Raw genomic sequence first — 17,521 nt, forward strand, 5'->3', positions numbered from 1 at the left:
TTGCTCTTGTATCGTTCCTTATTTGGTTGTTCCGCGTTCATTGATACCGTGATTAAGAACAATTTCCTTTTCTTCCAGGTCTTCTTTGTTCATGATTTTGGTTAACATGCGCATGGCAACAGCACCCAAATCATAAACCGGCTGACTGATAGAAGTCAAATTTGGACGGGTATAAGAAGTAATGGCAGAATCATCGCTCGTAACAATCTCAAAATCTTCCGGCACTTTTTTACCGGCAGCAAAGAGACCGTTTAGAAGACCTGCAGCCAGCTCGTCTTCAGCAACATAAGCAGCCGTCGCACCCGAATTAATAACCCGCTGAGCAAGATTGTAGCCTTCTTGATATTTATACTGTGCTTCAAAAACAAGGCCTTCTTTGAAACTGAGCTTATTATTCTTAAGCCCTTCCTTATAGCCGGAAAGGCGCACCTTGCCATTAATATCATCAATAAGAGGTCCCGATACAAAGGCAATCTTTTCGTGATTTTTAGCCAGTAAGTCAACAGCATTTTGAGCAGCCAACTTATAATCAATATTAACACTTGGCAATTGGTGCTCAAGGTCAACCGTTCCTGCCAGTACAATCGGCGTCCGTGAACGTGAAAATTCCGCACGGATTTTTTCTGTCAGATGATGTCCCATAAATATAATACCATCGACCTGCTTTGCAAATAAGGTATTGATGACATTAACTTCCTTATCATCATCCTCATCACTTGAAGCAAGAACAATATTATATTTATACATCGTTGCAATATCGTCAATTCCCTTAGCCAAGATGGAAAAATAAGCATTGGCAATATTAGGAATCACCACACCGACGGTAGTTGTCTTTTTGCTTGCCAGACCACGCGCCACAGCATTGGGCCGATAATCCAGACGGTCAATAACTTCCAGAACTTTTTTCCGAGTATTTTCTTTTACATTTTTATTGCCATTTACAACGCGGCTGACCGTTGCCATAGATACGCCGGCCTCCCGGGCAACATCGTAAATCGTGATAGTGTCATCTGTGTTCATCCTTGCATCATCCCTTCTACTTTGAAAATTACGCTTCCAATGCTATTCTAGCACGATTTGAAAACACTTTCAAGTATAAGAGTGCAAGTTTTATGAAAAACTTGGCATAAACTTGATTTTTTTCTCCTTTTTTGAAAAAATAGAAGGCGAAAGAAGGTTTTTATATGTCAAAACAAGCACAATTAATTCAAGCACTCAAACAAGAAGGAACCCAAGCGGCTGTCCTGTCTGATCCTGTTTCTATTAACTATCTCACAGGCTTTTACAGCGATCCGCATGAACGCCTCATGCTGCTCTTTTTGTTTGCGGACGCAGAACCCTTGCTTTTTTTACCTGAACTTGATGCTCTGAGAGCTAGGAGCATTGTAGATTTTCCGGTTGTTGGCTATATTGACTCTGAAAATCCCTGGGCAAAGATTAAAAACTTGCTCGCCAAAACAAATTATCCTAAGGTCGCGCTTGAGTTCGATCATCTCAATGTCAGCAAATTTAAAGGGCTTGAGCGTATTTTTTCGGGACAGTTTACCGATCTGACCCCGCTTACTAACCGCATGCGTCTGATAAAATCTGCCGATGAAATCCAAAAATTATTGATCGCCGGAGAATTGGCAGACAAGGCCGTTCAAATTGGTTTTGATAATATTTCTCTTAATACTACCGAAACTGACATTATCGCTCAAATTGAGTTTGGCATGAAAAAGCAGGGCGTTGACAATATGAGCTTTGAAACCATGGTTCTGACAGGAAACAACGCTGCCAATCCTCACGGCATTCCTGCAAACAATAAAATCGAAAATAACAGCCTGCTTCTGTTTGATCTCGGTGTCGAAAATAACGGCTACGTCAGTGATATGACCCGTACAGTCGCTGTCGGACAGCCTGATCCGTTCAAAAAGGACATTTATAATATCTGCTTGGAAGCTCAGCTGACGGCTCTTGAGTTTATTAAACCCGGCGTGACTGCCGCTCAGGTTGATGCTGCTGCCCGTTCAGTCATTGAAAAAGCCGGCTATGGAGATTACTTTAACCACAGACTCGGTCACGGTATCGGCATGAGCGTCCATGAATTTCCATCCATCATGGCCGGCAATGATTTGGTCCTCGAAGAAGGCATGTGCTTTTCTGTCGAGCCCGGTATCTACATTCCTGAAAAAGTCGGTGTCCGCATTGAGGACTGCGGGCATGTCACCAAAAACGGCTTTGAAGTCTTTACAAAGACACCTAAAGAATTGTTGTATTTCTAATATTTTGACCCCCAAAAAACAGACGGCTGTGAAAACCGTCTGTTTTTTAGTCTTCCAGAATTTTAAACTCTATAATATCTGTAGTGGGGAACTTATAATTAAACACGAGAGAGAATCAAATGGGTTCTTTCTTTTGTGATGTTTGAAGCGATAAGAATTTTCGTTTTGAAATTCTTGAAGAAGCTTCGAAAGTCAAAGGCTTGATGGTTGATATCTTTGATGAGTTTGTTGGCTGCCTCCAGCTTAGCATTGGAATAAGGACATTCAAGGGCGTTAGTGATATAAGACTTGTGTTTAAGAAGGTTCTGAAGACAGTTGAAAATAAGGATAGGGATGGTAAGGATTTCTAAAAATCATATTTGAACATCTTTTCCTGACAGTGTGAGCGGGCAAACGCTTAATAATCTAGCTTAGCTTGTATTTCGATATGGATTTGATGATATAAGATAAACAAAATTTTGATGTTTTTATCTTCCCATCTGCTTAAATCTGTGTACTCTTAAGGTGTTCCATTGAAAAGACAACAGTTTTCTGAACAAAAATTATAAAGTGTTTTTCTAAGCGCGATGCGCTCACGCTGCTCATCCGCTAGGTTATCTGCAGTTTTAAAAGAACCAGTTGTTTTAGCCTGTCTGACCCACTTATCAAAAAGAGAAGCACAATGGCCTTGCCCTTCTTGAAATGAGGAACAAGGCCGTTGCTTGATTGTTTATTATTTCACTGTCTACTTGATCGGGAGCTGTTCAGTTTCTCAGTCTTTTTGCATGACCAGATTTATTAGCTCACTTAATTAAAAAGCAGAATAGTTAGAGGGATATTTTTCTCATATTCCACATAAATTGTCAGAATCTTTTTTGTTTTTGAATTTTCGCATCAAACTTGTTAAATAATATTAATTTAGACCAAAACCCCTTGCTTAAGAAAATCCTAAGCGTTAAAATAAAAGCGTAAATTTTCATAAAGTTTTCAAGACATACCTCGCTGTGAAAATAGTATGAAGATTTCGATCACAGACCAAGGTGGATGTTAAAAATATTTTTATGGAGGAAGTATGAAACTGAATTTAAAACTGACTGAGCATACAACCATGTCTAAAAGTACTTTCATTTTTATAGTAATCTATGTCCTCAGCCTCGTTATACTAAGCTGTCTTCGCAAGTATGAATTAATTGATGGAAAATTATTCCTCATTTTTGGGATTATGGAAATTTTAGCAACCATCTATGCTTGGATTGTTTTTATAAAAATAGTAATAGGACTATTATCCCATAAAGATTTTGTCTGATATCCTTATAACAGGAAGGAAAAATACTATAAACACAGTGACATTAAATTCAATGGCTTTTGATATTTTGAAACAGTAAGCGCTACTCTTCTGACTGATTTTGATGGTGCAGGAGTGTATCGTGCAATTGCAGGAGGAATAGACAGAGGACTTGAATGGGGGGCCAATGGTGCTGCAGTAGGTGGAGCGCTTGGAGCTGGGCTGGGTGCCATCCCAGCTGGTCCGACTGCAGGTATAAGCATTGCTGCTGGTACAGGTATAGGTGCTGCTGGTGGAGCTTTGCTTTTTGGAACTGCTGGTTTTATTACTGGAGCTATTGATAACTATTAATGCTGGATCTTATTCATTCCATTTCTGCTCATAAAATACAGACGTTTAGAGTAGACACGGTTACATTTTTGATTTAAATATAGAAAATACCTCGCCCCTGCTTCTGCTCTTATAGGAAGTCAGGGGCTTTTTCTGAAAAAATTACCCATTGAGGAGTTAGTCACTGTTATTGACGCCGATATCACTTTTTACAATAACCACCGATATCAAGAGAAGCACAACGGCCTTGCCCCTCTTGAAATGAGGAACAAGGCCGTTGCTTGATTGTTTATTATTTCACTGTCTACTTGACCGGGAGCTGTTCACTTTTTTTCCAAACTCTTAATTCTTTTATGAAACAGAAAATCTTTATGGCAAAGCCTTTCTTTTAGCTTGAATAACCTGCAAAAGCAAATCAAGCAAAAAAGCTGTAAGACCGCCTAAAAAAACATAGCCGATATAATACGAAAAAGTCATGGAAGTGAACGCTGCGATAACAACAATACTGCCTAGAAAAGGAACCACATGATCCAAGACAATGAACACCCACCTGGCCTTGCCTCGGCCTTCCTGCCCTGCGGGAATATTGAAACGGCGCTTAATGAAGCTGTTGGGCAGCTCACAAAGAGCATAGGCACTTCCTAAGAGAAAACCAAAAAAGAGATTGAAGAAAATGTCATTGTGGTAATCAGCAACCAAAGACAGGGAGAGAAAATGCGGAATGATTCCTAAAATCAATCCCCAAATGACCTGAAAAAAAGTCGTCAGGGCAATCATCCCCCAGAAACCCTTCCACGTTTTATTGGGACCTAAAAAATATCTGCCATCGGACATTTTGAGACCGCCGTCAATGGGCTCATAGGTCCAAGACAGAAAGTCAGATTTACAAAAAAACTTATTGGCAACCCCAGCAAAAATGACAGGCAGAAGGGTCACATACATCATCGCAATTGTCTTCAAAAGGCTTCTCCTCTTTTCATATAAGCTTATTATAGCACATTCTTAGAAAAGTGGAATAAAGACATTTCAGGAAAATGATAAATATTCAGGAAAGTACCATTTTACATTAATTGGGAAAGCTAAAATGATTATGAACATGCCAGCAAAATGTCTCATATAAATAAGAAAACGTTCTAACCCTTATGAGTTAAAACGTTTAACTTCAACCAAATATCTTAATCCCCTAGTGGAATTAAGATATTTAATATTATGCTCCCTGTTCTTCTTTAAGCAGTTTTCTATCATAATTTCTAATAAATGGATAGTAGACAAGAAAGGCAGCTAAAGCACAAACTAAAGCTAAGATAATGGCTTTCCAGTCTCCTGTTCCTGTAAAGGCACCGATTCCTACCGGAGTTGGCCAAGCAACCTGAGCAAATACCGCCTTAATCAAATTCAATTTCATAGCAAAATAATAAAGAGTAGCAGAGGTCATAGGCGCCAAAATAAACGGAATAATCAAAGATGGATTATAGATAATTGGAATCCCGAAAATAAGCGGCTCATTGATATTAAAAATAGCGGGAACAACTGAAGCTTTACCAATAGCACTTAATTGTTCTGATTTGGCACGGGTTGCCAGCCAAATACATAATCCTAGAGTCGCACCAGATCCACCGGCGATAACAAACATATTAGACCATTCACCGGCAACAATATAGTGAGCCCCTTTGGCATTAGCTGCCATATTGGCAAGAGCAATTGGGTTAACAAATGGCGCAAAGATAGTATTGGCACCGTGAATACCAACGCTCCACAAGGCTTGTGTTAAGAGATAAATAATCATAATACCTAACCAAGTATCAGTTAAGTTTCTGACAAAGCCAAATGGTGCCGCAATAACTTGGAAAATGTCTGTTCCTAATACAATAAAAATACCGTTTATGAATAAGACAACAAATGCAATGACAAATCCAGGTATTAAGGCGGTAAAACCGCGGGCTACTCCTTCTGGCACAGCTTCCGGCATTTTAATAACCCAATTATGTTTCACACACATACGATAAAGCATAACAGATAAAATAGCCATAATGATAGCTGTAAAAATCCCTGACGTTCCAAAGCGTGTAATAGCGCCGTCAGCAATTGCCCAACCATCTGATATCACTTTCCCTTTTTTCAGATTAAGAACTGATATCATAGCACCGCCTTTAAAAATAATTTGCGGAACGGTCATCAGAAAGGCAAAGAGTGAAAGCATTGCACCATTTAAAGGATTAAGATTTAATTCTTCTTCATCAGCATATATTTTAGTTAACTCATAACCCATGGTTAAAACAAAATAAAGTGATAAAGATCCCATAGTAACATAGTAAGCAAGCATATAAAGACTTGAAAACTTATAAAATGATGCTTCATAAATATCTCTTATAACCGGCCAAAAACTAAATGAATCTGGTAAAACGTTAAATACCAAAAACATTGAGCCAACAATTGTAAAAGGTACAGATGCAACACCTGCTGCCGTAATGGCTCGGACAACCTTATACTGCGCAATGATACTCATTGGCCCCATAAGATACTTGTCCAAAAAACCGAACAGTCCTTTTTGTTCATCCATAAATTTTTCCTCCATTAAATATATTTTTCGATATGGTTGTGAAAACGGTGATAAAATTTGTCTTCATTGTTCTTGATTTGTCTGATACGTTTGAGATTATACCAGCAGATAACTAAACCAAGAAATTGCAGCAGGGCAAAAAATATATGAGCCGACACAGTATCTGAAAAGAATGGAACAGCTATTGACAGCTGCTGAGGAATCATCGTAACAGCCAGCAGTAACAGCTCTACGATGACCTGCATTTTTAATGCTCGCTCAGTATGTTTAAGCTGAACCTCCTTAGCTCCGTAAAGTTTAAACTGCTCGGCACAGGCTGCAATAATCAAAAACAGCAAAATGACCGGTAAAATAAGATAAACACTTGGCTTATAAACCAGAGAAAGTATCCAATAAAGATTCACAAAGAAAAATAAGGCCAAACTGTATCTAAACAGCAAATAGCGTGAAAACAGATTATTTTTCAGAGTCATCTTTTGTTTTATCTGCTGATTGCCTGCTTTTTTTGATCCTCTGTCTGATTGATGAGACATTTGCCAAATTCCTTTCTAGTTAATTTTCTTATACAACTCCAGCATTTCAAGGGCGACTTCTCTTAAGGTCATGGTTGTCATGAGATGATCCTGTGCGTGGACCATGATGATTTCAATTTTAATTTCAACGCCGCCGGCATATTTTTGCAAAAGATCGGTCTGCGCCTGATGGGCTTTGAGCATCTCACCGTTTGCTTCCTCGAGCTTTTGCTCAGCTGATTCGTAATTGCCTGTACGCATGGCATCAAAAGCCTCATGCACCAGTGTTCTGGCATTTCCGCTGTTTAAAATAATTTCAAAAGCCGCAACCTGTAATTCTTCTGTATCCATAAAATTCCTACCCTTCCTTATTCTCAGATAAAAAAATTTTCCTAAACGCTGTGAACGAGTCACTTGCAATCAGCTGCTTCTGCCGTCCGGGCTGATCTGTTAAGTCAACAATCTTATTTGTAATAGCGGCCAGCCCATCATTTTCATAGACAGACGGTGACACCAGAAAAACGAGCTGAACATTGTTAAAATGAGTATCCCAGTCAATCCCATGCCTGATGACAGCCACTGCAATTTTATGCTGTTTGTCGATTGCCTTGATTGGATGAGGTACCGCAATCACATCGCTGAAGGCTACAGTACTCATTTCCTCCCTGCGATGCACCAAATCAAGCATTGATTTAGCGTAGCAGGCATCCTGTTTGTCATTGAGTGCATCTACCATAGATTTCAAGAGCTCTTCCTTATCAGTGCTGTCAAAAATCTGAAAATAGCGTTCTGAAAAATAATCATCAAAAATCTGTTCTAAGATAAGGTCATCTTTAGGTTTTTCTATCTTTTTAGAAGACGGCTGAAGCGTCATCAGTTTCTCTTTAATCTGAGCCACTTCTTCCTCTTTTAAAAAGACACTGACGGTCAGGACGGGAACGCTAAAAACTAGATGCGACAAATCAATGGAAGAAATAATGAGATCGATTCCTTGCAGCTTATCATCGCTGAGGTCGTAATACCCGATAACATCGGCAATATTGATGTAAGGACTCAGCTCATTTTTAAGGCGGTTGTTCAGCATTTGAGCACTGCCGTAACCTGTTGCACAGATAACCAAAACATTTAATTTATTTTCTTCGCGCTGCCGCTCCAAAGAAGCCATCAAATGGAGGGTTATATAAGCTATTTCATCATCAGATAAACGGTAATCTGCAAAAGTCGCCAAATCGTCCACCAGTTTTTGAGTCAAGTGAAAGGCATCACTGTACTGCTCCTTGATTTCTGTAAGCAGCGGATTGTCCAGATGAACATCAATGGCTAAACGCTCTGCCAACACTTCCAAATGAACCAGCAAGCCCTCAATCAAAGTAAAGTCATCTGCAAAATGATAACCGCAGAGCCCGTCCATTTTTTTAAGACTTTCGGTCAGATCATGGCGTAAGAGCATACTGCTGTCTTTAGATGCTAAAGGCTGCCCGTCATTTTTCTGCGCAATCAGATGAAGAGCGATATAATTCACTTCTTCCATCGGAAAATTCAGTCCCATGCGGTTTTGAATCCTCTTTAAAATGCGCCCGGCAACCTTAATTTCTCTGTGAAATTTTTCAGCATCAATAGCAATAGGAGAAAGATCAAAACCACTCTTAACACGATTGATGGCAAGCGCAATGTGCACCACCAAATTTTGAATCATAAAGTCTGACAGTTTTAGATTATCACTGCGGCATTCATCGAGCACGATGATGGTCAGCTCTTCAAAACTAATAGGAAGATGGAAAAACTCATCGCCTACATACTGATGCAGATTTTTAAGGAAGTGGCCGCTGAAAAAGTAGTCCATGATGAACCGCCTTTTATCGTGCTCACTTCCTTTGACAAAAACACCTTTATTCGCTCTGCTTTCAATACTGAGATCGTATTTCTGCAGTTCTTTTCGGATTTTTTTGAAATCTGAGGACAAGGTGGAACGGCTGACATAGAGCTGATCCATCAGGTCGTCAAAGAAAATCTTATCCTGTTCAAAAATAAGTTTATTTAAAATGTAGTTATGCCTATCAGTGATGTCAATCGTTTCTCTCATCTGATCCAAATGATTTTCCGAGAGAAAAGACAGATGCTTTTGCTCGTCAATGACCTGCATCTGATAGCCATAGCCCTGCTTAGCAATGATCTTAATACCGGTATCCTGCGGCGAATAAGCCATAAGAGACTTAATATAGGTTCGGGCTGTTCGATCTGAACAGGATAAATGCTCTGCCAATTCTTTACTCGTCACAAATCGGTCTCGGTGCTGAGATAAGTAATTGACAATCGCCTTTTCCTTTTGACCCAGCATCATTATCCCTCCTTATTCTGCTCTGGGAATAACTATACTGCCATCTTTTCAGAGATTATCCTTAACCAGCTTGGCCATTTTTTCGATTCCCATAGGAATTGGAATATAGGCTTGCGGCGGAATTTGCACAATCGGTTTGTTTTTCTTAGCAGCGGCATCTGCCAGCTGTTTGAAATTCATTTTCGTTTGAGGGCTGACAAGATAGAGATCATAGTTGTCTGCTTCAATGCGTTTTTGTCCTTCCGGAACTCCTACTGCATCCATTTCAATGTCTTCTCCCCGTTCTTGAAGAAGAGTCATTGTTTTTTTAGCAATCATCGAAGATGACATGCCTCCTGCACAAATAATTAAAGCTTGTTTTGCCATAATGGTTTCCTCCACATAATTTTTTTCTTTGACTCTATTATATTTGTATTCGTTTACATTATCCATAGATAATATTTCCGTATCATTACGGAAATGCCATAGCACATGAATAATGCTTTCCGCAATGGCCTGAAAATAGGCAAAAAAAGACCGGCTGCTCTGCCTTTTTCATCGAAAAATCTATAAAGGTTGTCAGCCGCACAAAATAAAGGGAGTGGGAAAGAACTCAACAAATGACAAAAGAGTTCGTTTTCCCACCCCCGCACAGTTGGCTAGGTTTTCCGCTTTGGCCTTGTGGCAAAAGGAAAGCCAGCCAACCACTGCGTCAAGAGCTTATTCCAAAACAGGAATATTGGGCAAGTTTTTGTCCAGCCTCTCTCTGACTTTCTAAGATAATTCAGCTTATTATAACTCTTCCCCATTTGACGCAATGACTTTCTTGTACCAGTCAAAGGATAATTTGGGTGAACGGGCATAGGTTCCTGAACCATCATCATGCTTATCAACATAGATGAAGCCATAGCGCTTACGCATTTCGCCGGTCCCTGCTGAAACCAGATCAATACAGCCCCAAGGCGTGTAGCCCATGAGGTCAACACCGTCTTCATCAACTGCCTTAATCATCTGTTCAATATGAGCTTTAAGGTAATCAATCCGGTAATCGTCATGTACCATGCCATCTTCAGCTACTTGGTCAATAGCGCCAAAGCCATTCTCCACGATAAAGAGCGGCAAATGGTACATATCGGTAAACCAGTTGAGGGCATAGCGCAGACCCTCAGGATCAATCTGCCAGTCCCATTCAGATGTTTTAACGTAGTTATTTTTAACCAAATCTTCTGTTTCCAGATAGTCATAGTGCGGATTATTTGGACGGTGGCTGTCAATGGCAAAGGACATGTAATAGCTAAAGCCGATATAATCAACGGTTCCAGCTAATAAGTCTTTCTTATCTTCGTCAGTCACATCAACCTCGATACCTTTACGTTTCCAGTATTTAAGGATGTGTTCCGGATAATAGCCATGGACGTGCACATCTGCAAAATAATAGCGTTTCTGCATAGCTTTTTGGGCCATAAGTACATCAGATGGCTTACAGGTTGCCGGATAAATGGGGCACATGGCAATCATGCAGCCAATCTGCAAGTCAGGATTAATCTCATGACCGATTTTCACAGCACGCGCAGATGCTACCAATTCATAGTGGGCTGCCTTGTACATGATGGCTTCACGGTCATCACCTTCTTTGTAGACAATACCTGAATTGGTAAAAGGTGCAAAGTCTTCTTGGTAGTTGGCCTGGTTATTGATTTCATTGAAGGTCATCCAATATTTGACCTTGTCCTTGTAACGGCGGAAGCAAACTTCTGCGAAACGGACAAAGAAATCAATAGTCTTGCGATTAGTAAAGCCGCCATATTCGGTAACCAGATGATAAGGCAATTCAAAATGCGATAGGGTTACAACCGGCTCAATGCCGTATTTGAGACATTCATCAAAAAGGTCATCGTAAAATTGCAAGCCTGCTTCATTAGGTTCTAACTCATCACCATTTGGAAAGATGCGGGTCCAAGCGATGGAAGTCCGAAAACATTTAAATCCCATCTCAGCAAAGAGTTTGACGTCTTCCTTGTAATGATGATAGAAATCAATCGCTTCATGATTGGGATAATATTTGCCTTCCAGAACTCCTGCTGTAATTTCCCGCGGAACACCGTGCCGGCCTGCTGTCATCACATCAGCAACAGAAATTCCTTTGCCGCCTTCCTGCCAGCCGCCTTCTAACTGGTGAGCAGCAACAGCACCGCCCCAGAGAAAATTTTCAGGTAATTTAGACATACTTCTACCTCCTTGTTTTTCTAGTTTCATTTTAGCAAACGGTTTCAAAATTTAAATAGGAGAAATTTCCTTAGGGGCTAAGGAAATTTTCAGCTTGAAGCAAAAGTCTCTTTTCTTGAATCCATCCTTAGGCGATATCAGACGGCAAAACCAAACGCCAACGCTACAGCTCTTGACTGAGTTTTGCATTAGCAATCAAATCTGGTTCCTGTAAAAGCCAAAATGGTCATCTCTTCTTATCCTTTTTAGAGAAAATTATGGTATGATAAATTTATCAAACTAAACTAAGGAGACATTGACCATGACTAAAGAAGACATTAAAAAACAAGTCCGTCAGGCTTTTGATCACCGTGTTGCTGTACGGGTTTACAATGACCAAAAGATTCCCAAAGAAGATATGGAATTTATCCTTGACACTGCCTGGCTCAGCCCGTCTTCCATCGGCCTTGAACCTTGGCGTTTTATCGTTTTAGAAGACCCGGCCATCAAGGAGCAGCTCAAAGAGATTGCTTGGGGAGCCAAGTACCAGCTGGAAACGGCCAGTCATTTTGTACTGTCCATAGCCAGAAAAGATGTCCGCTATGATTCGGAAAATATCCGTCAAAGTCTGATCCGCCGCGGGATAAAGGAGGGAGAAGGCTTGGATGCCCGTCTCAAGCTGTATGAATCTTTCCAAAAAAATGATTTGAAGCTGGACAGTGAACGTGCTTTATTTGATTGGGCTGCTAAGCAGACTTACATTGCCATGGGCAATATGATGACAGCTGCCAGCATGATTGGCATCGATTCCTGCCCTATTGAGGGATTTGACTATGATAAGGCTGATCACATTTTAAGTCAGGCCGGGCTGATTGACCCTCAAACCGAAGGAATTGCCAATATGATTTCCTTTGGCTACCGTCTGCGAGACCCTAAACATCCTAGAGCACGCAAACCGCGCGAAGAAGTGATTACTTGGCCTAAATAGCTGCCGGTTTAAGAGCTTCTCAGCCTAGATGTGCTGATGTTATCTTTACTCATAAAGAAAGGAACTATCTATGAAATTTTTACATACCTGTGTCCGCGTTAAAGACCTGGACGCTTCTCTGGCATTCTATCAAGAAGCTTTAGGGTTTAAGGAAGTGCGCCGCCGTGATTTTCCTGATCATAAATTTACCATTGTCTACCTGCAATTAGCAGACGATCCCGACTATGAACTGGAATTGACCTACAATTACGATCACGAGGCTTATGACCTCGGTAACGGCTACGGTCACATTGCCGTTGGTGTTGATGACCTTGAAGCAAGCCATCAAGCGCACAAGGAAGCCGGCTACACCGTAACCGATCTCTCAGGCCTTCCCGGAAGACCAAAGATGTACTACTTCATCACTGATCCTGATGGTTATAAGATTGAAATTATCGATTTAAAAAAATTTAACGCTTAAGGGCGAATAAAAAAAGCGGGAGACGTCTTTTCCTTTCAGGAATTGACTCTCTCGCTTTTTTTATATAGAAACGGTGTTGATAGCAAGATTTACTAAGCTCGCATGTTGACATTCTTCATGATACGCTTAATATTTCTTTCCTGCTCGCGGCGCTTGATGGACTCACGCTTGTCGTAATCATGTTTTCCTTTTGCCAAACCGAGCAAGACCTTGGCAAAACCATTTTTGAGATAGACCTTAAGAGGCACCAGCGTCATGCCGCTTCCTTTCAGTTCATTTTCCAGTTTTGCAATCTCTTTCTTTTTAAGGAGGAGCTTGCGTGTCCGGTCAGGATCCTGATTCCAGATATTGCCCTGCTCATAAGGCGTAATATGCACATTGTTTAGCCAGGCTTCACCGTTTTTTATCTGGACAAAGCCGTCCTTGAGCGTTATTCTGGCTGCACGAACACTTTTGATTTCCGTTCCCGTCAGCACAAGTCCGGCCTCGTAGGGTTCTAAAATATCATAGTCGTGCCTTGCTTTTTTATTTTGCGCGACGACGTTTCCCTGCCCCTTTGCCATGCTTGCCTCCTTTCTTCACTGCCTCTTTATAAAAAGGTTTTTTCGTTTTTGATTTCTTTTGCGAAACAGATGACTTTTTGCTGCGCTTATCAGCTGTTGAGCTGCTGTCGCTATTGGTCTTATACAAAGAACGCTTTTTAGCTTTTTTAGATCCGGACATCTTTTCAACAACGTCATGGCTGCTTGGCAGATATTCAAAGTCTATATCACCAGTTGCTTTGTCCGCCTTAGTCAATTTGACATTTATTTTCTGGCCGACACGGAAAACGGTACCGGATTTTTCCCCTTGAAGGCTGAGGCTGCGTTCATTAAAATGGTAAAATTCCGGCAGAGTGCTCACATGAATCAGGCCTTCGATGGTATTTGGCAGCTCAACAAAAAGCCCGAATTTAACAACACTGGCTATGACGCCTTCAAATTCTTCACCGACATGGGTTTCCATGTATTCTGCCTTTTTCATGGCCTCAACAGCACGTTCAGCATCAATGGCCCGGCGTTCCAAACTGCTGCTTTGTGCTGCAATTTCAGGAATTCGCTCAGCAAAATGCTCTGTTTTGGTAGCCGTTGGCTGACCATACTCACGCACCAAACGGTGGACCAAAAGGTCAGGGTAACGCCGAATCGGACTGGTAAAATGGGTATAAAACTCAGCAGCCAAACCGTAGTGCCCGTGATTGTGTTCTGAATACCGCGCCTGCTGCATGGATCTCAGCAGCATCATGGAGAGGACTTCACTGCCGGGCTGACCTTCCATTTTTTTCATAAAGGCCTGCAGAGCTGTTTGGCTGATATTATTAGCAGTCCCGCCGATGCTGATGCCAAAAATGCTGGCATGATCTATAAATTGCTGTATTTTTTCAGCCTTTGGTTCCTCATGAATCCGGTAAATAAAAGGCAGTTCTTTCTTAGCAAAATGCTCAGCCACACATTCATTGGCAGCCAGCATGAAGGATTCGATCATCCGTTCTGCAATCCCACGCCGGCGCAGGACGACATCAAGAGGAATTCCTTTGTCATTGACTAAAATCTTTGCTTCTGAGGTATCGAAATTAAGCGCCCCGCGGTCTTCACGCATCTTCTCTAAAATCTTGTGAAGAGCCACCATTTGGCGGATAGACGGCACAATCTTGGCATATTTCTTAATCAGGGCTTCATCACCGGCAATAATCTGATTAACATCACTGTAAGTCATGCGAAATGCCGTTTTGATAACCGTCTGAGTGATTTGATAACGGACAACATGCCCTTGCTTGTCAATTTCCATAATGGCCGACTGGGTCAGGCGGTCAAGATTAGGATTGAGCGAACAGATACCGTTTGACAGACGCTCAGGCAGCATAGGAACTACTCGGTCTGTCACATAAACACTGGTCCCTCTGGCCAAGGCTTCCTTATCAAGAGCAGAACCCTCCTTTACATAATAGGAAACATCGGCAATATGCACGCCAAGTTCAAAATTGCCGTTATCCAGCAGTTTGATATGGACCGCATCATCCAAGTCTTTAGCATCAGCCCCGTCAATGGTAAATGTGATTTCATCGCGCAGATCAAGACGGCCGATGAAATCCTTGCTATCGGGTGTTTCTGCAATAACCTTGGCTTCTGCCAAAACAGCGTCAGGAAAGGCTGACACGATGTCCATAGACTCTAAAACTTCCAGAACATCTATACCGACATCGTCTTGGTGTCCCACAATATCGCGGACACTGGCGACAAAATAATCATGCCCCCGTGTCGGATACTTATCAATAGCAACCTTGATAATTTCAGTCCCGTCTAAGACGATGGGCTCTTTTTTGATGAAAATCTTTTGGCTGATCTTTTGATTTTTGCTTTTGATGTAGCCGGCATAATGAGGTTTTTCATCATCTAAAATAAAGCGGCCGACAACTGTCTTTAAACTGTGCTCAACAATCTTAACCACACGCGCTTCTGCAGCGGTGCCTTTAAGACGGTTAGCTACCTTTTTAATGACTACCTCAACCGTATCACCGTCAATCGCATAGCCGGTATCACTTCGGCCGACAAAGAGGTCCTCTTCTGCTTCGTCGACACTGACAAAGCCAAAGCCTGCCTTATTGGCACGAAAAATTCCCCTAACGGTAATCTGGTCTTTCTTTTCCGGTTTTTTCCTCAGAGAGATGGTGCCATCCTTTTCAAAGCGCAGCTTGCCCTTGCTTTCAAGACTGGAAATCTCTTTAATCAGCGAAGGAAACTTTTTAGCACCTGCCATATTAAGGCTGCCGGCTAAATCATCAACACTTGATTTGCCCTTCTCCTGCAAATAATTAATAATTTTTTCTTTCATTTTCTTTCCTTGATTGTTTCAAAAAAAATAAGCCAGACTAGGTCAAGCTCACTTTTTATTTACTTGATAAAATAGCAAGCGCCAAGGCAATCGCTAGCCAAAAGAAGACTAGAACCGCTGTAAAGCGCTGCATGAAGGCTTCAAAGCCTCGAGCTTTCGTCCGTTCAAACAAAGCTTCCGATCCGCTGTTATCAAAAACATTGCTGCTGGGGTTCTTTTGCGGCTGCATAAAAATCGCAATCACTAAAATAAGGGATAAAACCAGCAGTGCTGTTAATAAAAAGTTGTACATCTACTTACTTCCTCCACTGTCATCTTAGCCATTCTAACATATTTCCTATCAAGATTCAACATGCAGGGTTACTTTTCTTTCCTTAGGGCAGTATTTGAGCACTTGAATTTTTTCAGGGTGATTTTGCTTATTTTTGCTGGTCAGATAATTCTTGCTGCCGCAGCTTGAACATTGTAAATGGATCTTAATACGCACTAAATTTCCTTAACTTTCAAATAATGTCTAAAATTGATGAAACTCCAAGAGAAATTCACAAAGACAATGGCACTGGTCACATAAAAGACCCAATCATAGCCCAGTCCTGCAGCTACGCTCGATCCGATAAAAGGCCCGATAACCTGACCCATATTGGTAAACATCTGATTGTAGCTAAAAATACGTGAAATGCCTTCCTTAGGAGTGATCTTGGTTAAGAGAGAATTAACACTGGGCATGAGAGCTCCTGTGCCAAAGCCGTACATGAACCGAAGCAGTCCCAGCTGCAGAGGTGTCTTCGCATGGGCAAAAGAAATATACATGCAAAAACTGTAGAAAAGAGCTGCCAGCAAAAGACGGTGATTGCCGATACGGTCGCCGATTTTCCCCAGAAAAGAACTAGAGAGCATGCTGGAAAATCCCATGCTGGACACAATCAACCCTGATACAAACATAAGGTTTTCGGTCTGCCCCAGGTGACGGATATAAAGCGTCAAAATAGGCGCAATGGACTGAGCGGAAACCTGAATAATCATACTGGTCACAAAAAGACCCAGCATAACCTGACGGTTCTTGACCTGCTTCAGCAGCTCTCTGGTTGGCAGTTCATCGCTTCTTTTAACGGGTGTAAAATCTTCCCTAATCAAAAAAATAGTCATAAAATTAAGCAGTAAAAGTAAACTGCCGACAAAAAGAAAGAGATTGCGAATCCCTAAAAGATCGGCAAAATAACCGCCTAAAAGCGGACCGATCAAGGTCCCGGCTGTAACGCCCGTTGCCAGAGTTCCAAGTGCATAGCCTAATTTTTCCTGCGGTGCCTGCCCGGCAATTAAGGCTGTTGAATTGGGCACATAGCCGGCAAAGGCGCCATTGACAAGTCTTAGGAGCAAGAGCCAAAAAACATTGGGAACAAAGGCTAAACCTCCCATGGTAAACGCCATAACCAGACTGGCCCGAATCATCATCGGCTTACGGCCGTAACGGTCAGCCAGTTTTCCCCAAACAGGGGCAACCAAGGCCGATGCCAGAGCCGACAGCGACACCGACAGCCCGGCATAGAGCTCAACCTTGCTCGGTTCAGCTCCTAGTTCTTCGACAAAAAGCGCCATAAAAGGCATTACAAGCGAAAAACTTGCTCCGGTAAGAAAATTACCAAACCAAGCCACCCTTAAATTCTGCCGCCAATTAATAGTACTGACACTGTGATTAGTTATAAGTCATCATCTTCCTTCTCTAAACTGCTTCATTATTATAGCACAAAAT

The 17,521-nt window shown here is 41.5% G+C and carries 18 protein-coding genes and 2 pseudogenes; 6 read left to right on the forward strand and 14 right to left on the reverse strand.

The features are described 5' to 3' along the window. Positions 1–18 precede the first annotated feature (18 nt). Positions 19–1,020: a catabolite control protein A gene (gene ccpA / locus AC4HAN_RS02315; RefSeq protein ID WP_491090953.1), complete on the reverse strand. Its 1,002-nt coding sequence runs from the start codon at positions 1,018–1,020 to the stop codon at positions 19–21. Positions 1,021–1,184: 164 nt separating this feature from the next. Between ccpA and AC4HAN_RS02320 the strand changes: the two genes are divergently transcribed. Further along, positions 1,185–2,264, forward strand: coding sequence for a M24 family metallopeptidase (locus AC4HAN_RS02320; RefSeq protein ID WP_491090954.1), 1,080 nt, complete (start codon positions 1,185–1,187; stop codon positions 2,262–2,264). A gap of 98 nt (positions 2,265–2,362) precedes the next feature. Here AC4HAN_RS02320 and AC4HAN_RS02325 read toward each other — a convergent pair. Continuing rightward, positions 2,363–2,586: pseudogene (locus AC4HAN_RS02325) on the reverse strand (transposase); the annotation flags it as partial. 729 nt (positions 2,587–3,315) lie between these two features. On the opposite strand from AC4HAN_RS02325, the gene AC4HAN_RS02330 reads away from it, so the two are divergent. From AC4HAN_RS02330 to AC4HAN_RS02340, 3 genes and pseudogenes are all read left to right on the forward strand, one after another. Further along, a complete protein-coding gene (locus tag AC4HAN_RS02330) occupies positions 3,316–3,549 on the forward strand; it encodes a hypothetical protein (protein WP_491090955.1) in 234 nt (77 codons plus the stop codon). A gap of 114 nt (positions 3,550–3,663) precedes the next feature. Then, a complete protein-coding gene (locus AC4HAN_RS02335) occupies positions 3,664–3,879 on the forward strand; it encodes a hypothetical protein (protein ID WP_491090956.1) in 216 nt (71 codons plus the stop codon). 150 nt (positions 3,880–4,029) lie between these two features. Continuing rightward, positions 4,030–4,143 (forward strand): annotated as a pseudogene (locus tag AC4HAN_RS02340) (IS3 family transposase); the annotation flags it as partial. Between the two features lie 84 nt (positions 4,144–4,227). Here AC4HAN_RS02340 and AC4HAN_RS02345 read toward each other — a convergent pair. The 7 genes from AC4HAN_RS02345 to AC4HAN_RS02375 all read right to left on the reverse strand — a co-directional run bounded on the left by AC4HAN_RS02345 (position 4,228) and on the right by AC4HAN_RS02375 (position 11,473). Then, positions 4,228–4,818, reverse strand: coding sequence for a CDP-archaeol synthase (locus tag AC4HAN_RS02345; protein ID WP_491090957.1), 591 nt, complete (start codon positions 4,816–4,818; stop codon positions 4,228–4,230). 247 nt (positions 4,819–5,065) lie between these two features. Continuing rightward, on the reverse strand, positions 5,066–6,418 hold the full coding sequence (celB, locus tag AC4HAN_RS02350) for a PTS cellobiose transporter subunit IIC (RefSeq protein WP_491090958.1): 1,353 nt from the start codon (positions 6,416–6,418) through the stop codon (positions 5,066–5,068). A 14-nt stretch (positions 6,419–6,432) separates the two neighbouring features. Further along, a complete protein-coding gene (locus tag AC4HAN_RS02355) occupies positions 6,433–6,951 on the reverse strand; it encodes a hypothetical protein (protein WP_491090959.1) in 519 nt (172 codons plus the stop codon). A 15-nt stretch (positions 6,952–6,966) separates the two neighbouring features. Further along, positions 6,967–7,281 (reverse strand): PTS cellobiose transporter subunit IIA, encoded by a 315-nt coding sequence (locus tag AC4HAN_RS02360; protein WP_491090960.1) that lies wholly within the window; start codon positions 7,279–7,281, stop codon positions 6,967–6,969. Between the two features lie 7 nt (positions 7,282–7,288). After that, positions 7,289–9,268: a BglG family transcription antiterminator gene (locus tag AC4HAN_RS02365; RefSeq protein ID WP_491091120.1), complete on the reverse strand. Its 1,980-nt coding sequence runs from the start codon at positions 9,266–9,268 to the stop codon at positions 7,289–7,291. Between the two features lie 48 nt (positions 9,269–9,316). Then, complete coding sequence (locus AC4HAN_RS02370) at positions 9,317–9,634, reverse strand: PTS cellobiose transporter subunit IIB (protein WP_491090961.1); 318 nt, start codon at positions 9,632–9,634, stop codon at positions 9,317–9,319. Positions 9,635–10,039: 405 nt separating this feature from the next. Next, positions 10,040–11,473 carry a 6-phospho-beta-glucosidase gene (locus tag AC4HAN_RS02375; RefSeq protein ID WP_491090962.1) on the reverse strand — a complete coding sequence of 478 codons (1,434 nt, stop codon included), beginning with the start codon at positions 11,471–11,473 and terminating at the stop codon, positions 10,040–10,042. A gap of 301 nt (positions 11,474–11,774) precedes the next feature. Here AC4HAN_RS02375 and AC4HAN_RS02380 point away from each other — a divergent pair, with 301 nt between their 5' ends. After that, positions 11,775–12,440, forward strand: a complete 666-nt coding sequence (locus AC4HAN_RS02380) for an NAD(P)H-dependent oxidoreductase (protein WP_491090963.1) — start codon at positions 11,775–11,777, stop codon at positions 12,438–12,440. A 70-nt stretch (positions 12,441–12,510) separates the two neighbouring features. Then, entirely contained in the window at positions 12,511–12,900 is a 390-nt protein-coding gene (gene gloA, locus AC4HAN_RS02385; protein ID WP_491090964.1) for a lactoylglutathione lyase, read from the forward strand. A 92-nt stretch (positions 12,901–12,992) separates the two neighbouring features. Here gloA and smpB read toward each other — a convergent pair whose 3' ends face one another. The 5 genes from smpB to AC4HAN_RS02410 are packed head-to-tail and all read right to left on the reverse strand — an operon-like array spanning position 12,993 to position 17,448. Beyond that, a complete protein-coding gene (smpB, locus tag AC4HAN_RS02390) occupies positions 12,993–13,463 on the reverse strand; it encodes an SsrA-binding protein SmpB (protein WP_491090965.1) in 471 nt (156 codons plus the stop codon). Next, a complete protein-coding gene (gene rnr / locus AC4HAN_RS02395; RefSeq protein WP_491090966.1) occupies positions 13,426–15,771 on the reverse strand; it encodes a ribonuclease R in 2,346 nt (781 codons plus the stop codon). The genes smpB and rnr overlap by 38 nt, the downstream gene beginning before the upstream one ends. A 55-nt stretch (positions 15,772–15,826) precedes the next feature. Then, on the reverse strand, positions 15,827–16,063 hold the full coding sequence (gene secG / locus AC4HAN_RS02400; protein ID WP_491090968.1) for a preprotein translocase subunit SecG: 237 nt from the start codon (positions 16,061–16,063) through the stop codon (positions 15,827–15,829). A 48-nt stretch (positions 16,064–16,111) separates the two neighbouring features. Beyond that, entirely contained in the window at positions 16,112–16,258 is a 147-nt protein-coding gene (rpmG, locus tag AC4HAN_RS02405) for a 50S ribosomal protein L33 (protein WP_003087331.1), read from the reverse strand. Then, positions 16,258–17,448 carry a multidrug efflux MFS transporter gene (locus AC4HAN_RS02410; protein ID WP_491091121.1) on the reverse strand — a complete coding sequence of 397 codons (1,191 nt, stop codon included), beginning with the start codon at positions 17,446–17,448 and terminating at the stop codon, positions 16,258–16,260. The genes rpmG and AC4HAN_RS02410 overlap by 1 nt, the downstream gene beginning before the upstream one ends. Positions 17,449–17,521 lie beyond the last annotated feature (73 nt).

The sequence above is a fragment of the Streptococcus sp. ELY_86 genome (genome assembly GCF_058314495.1).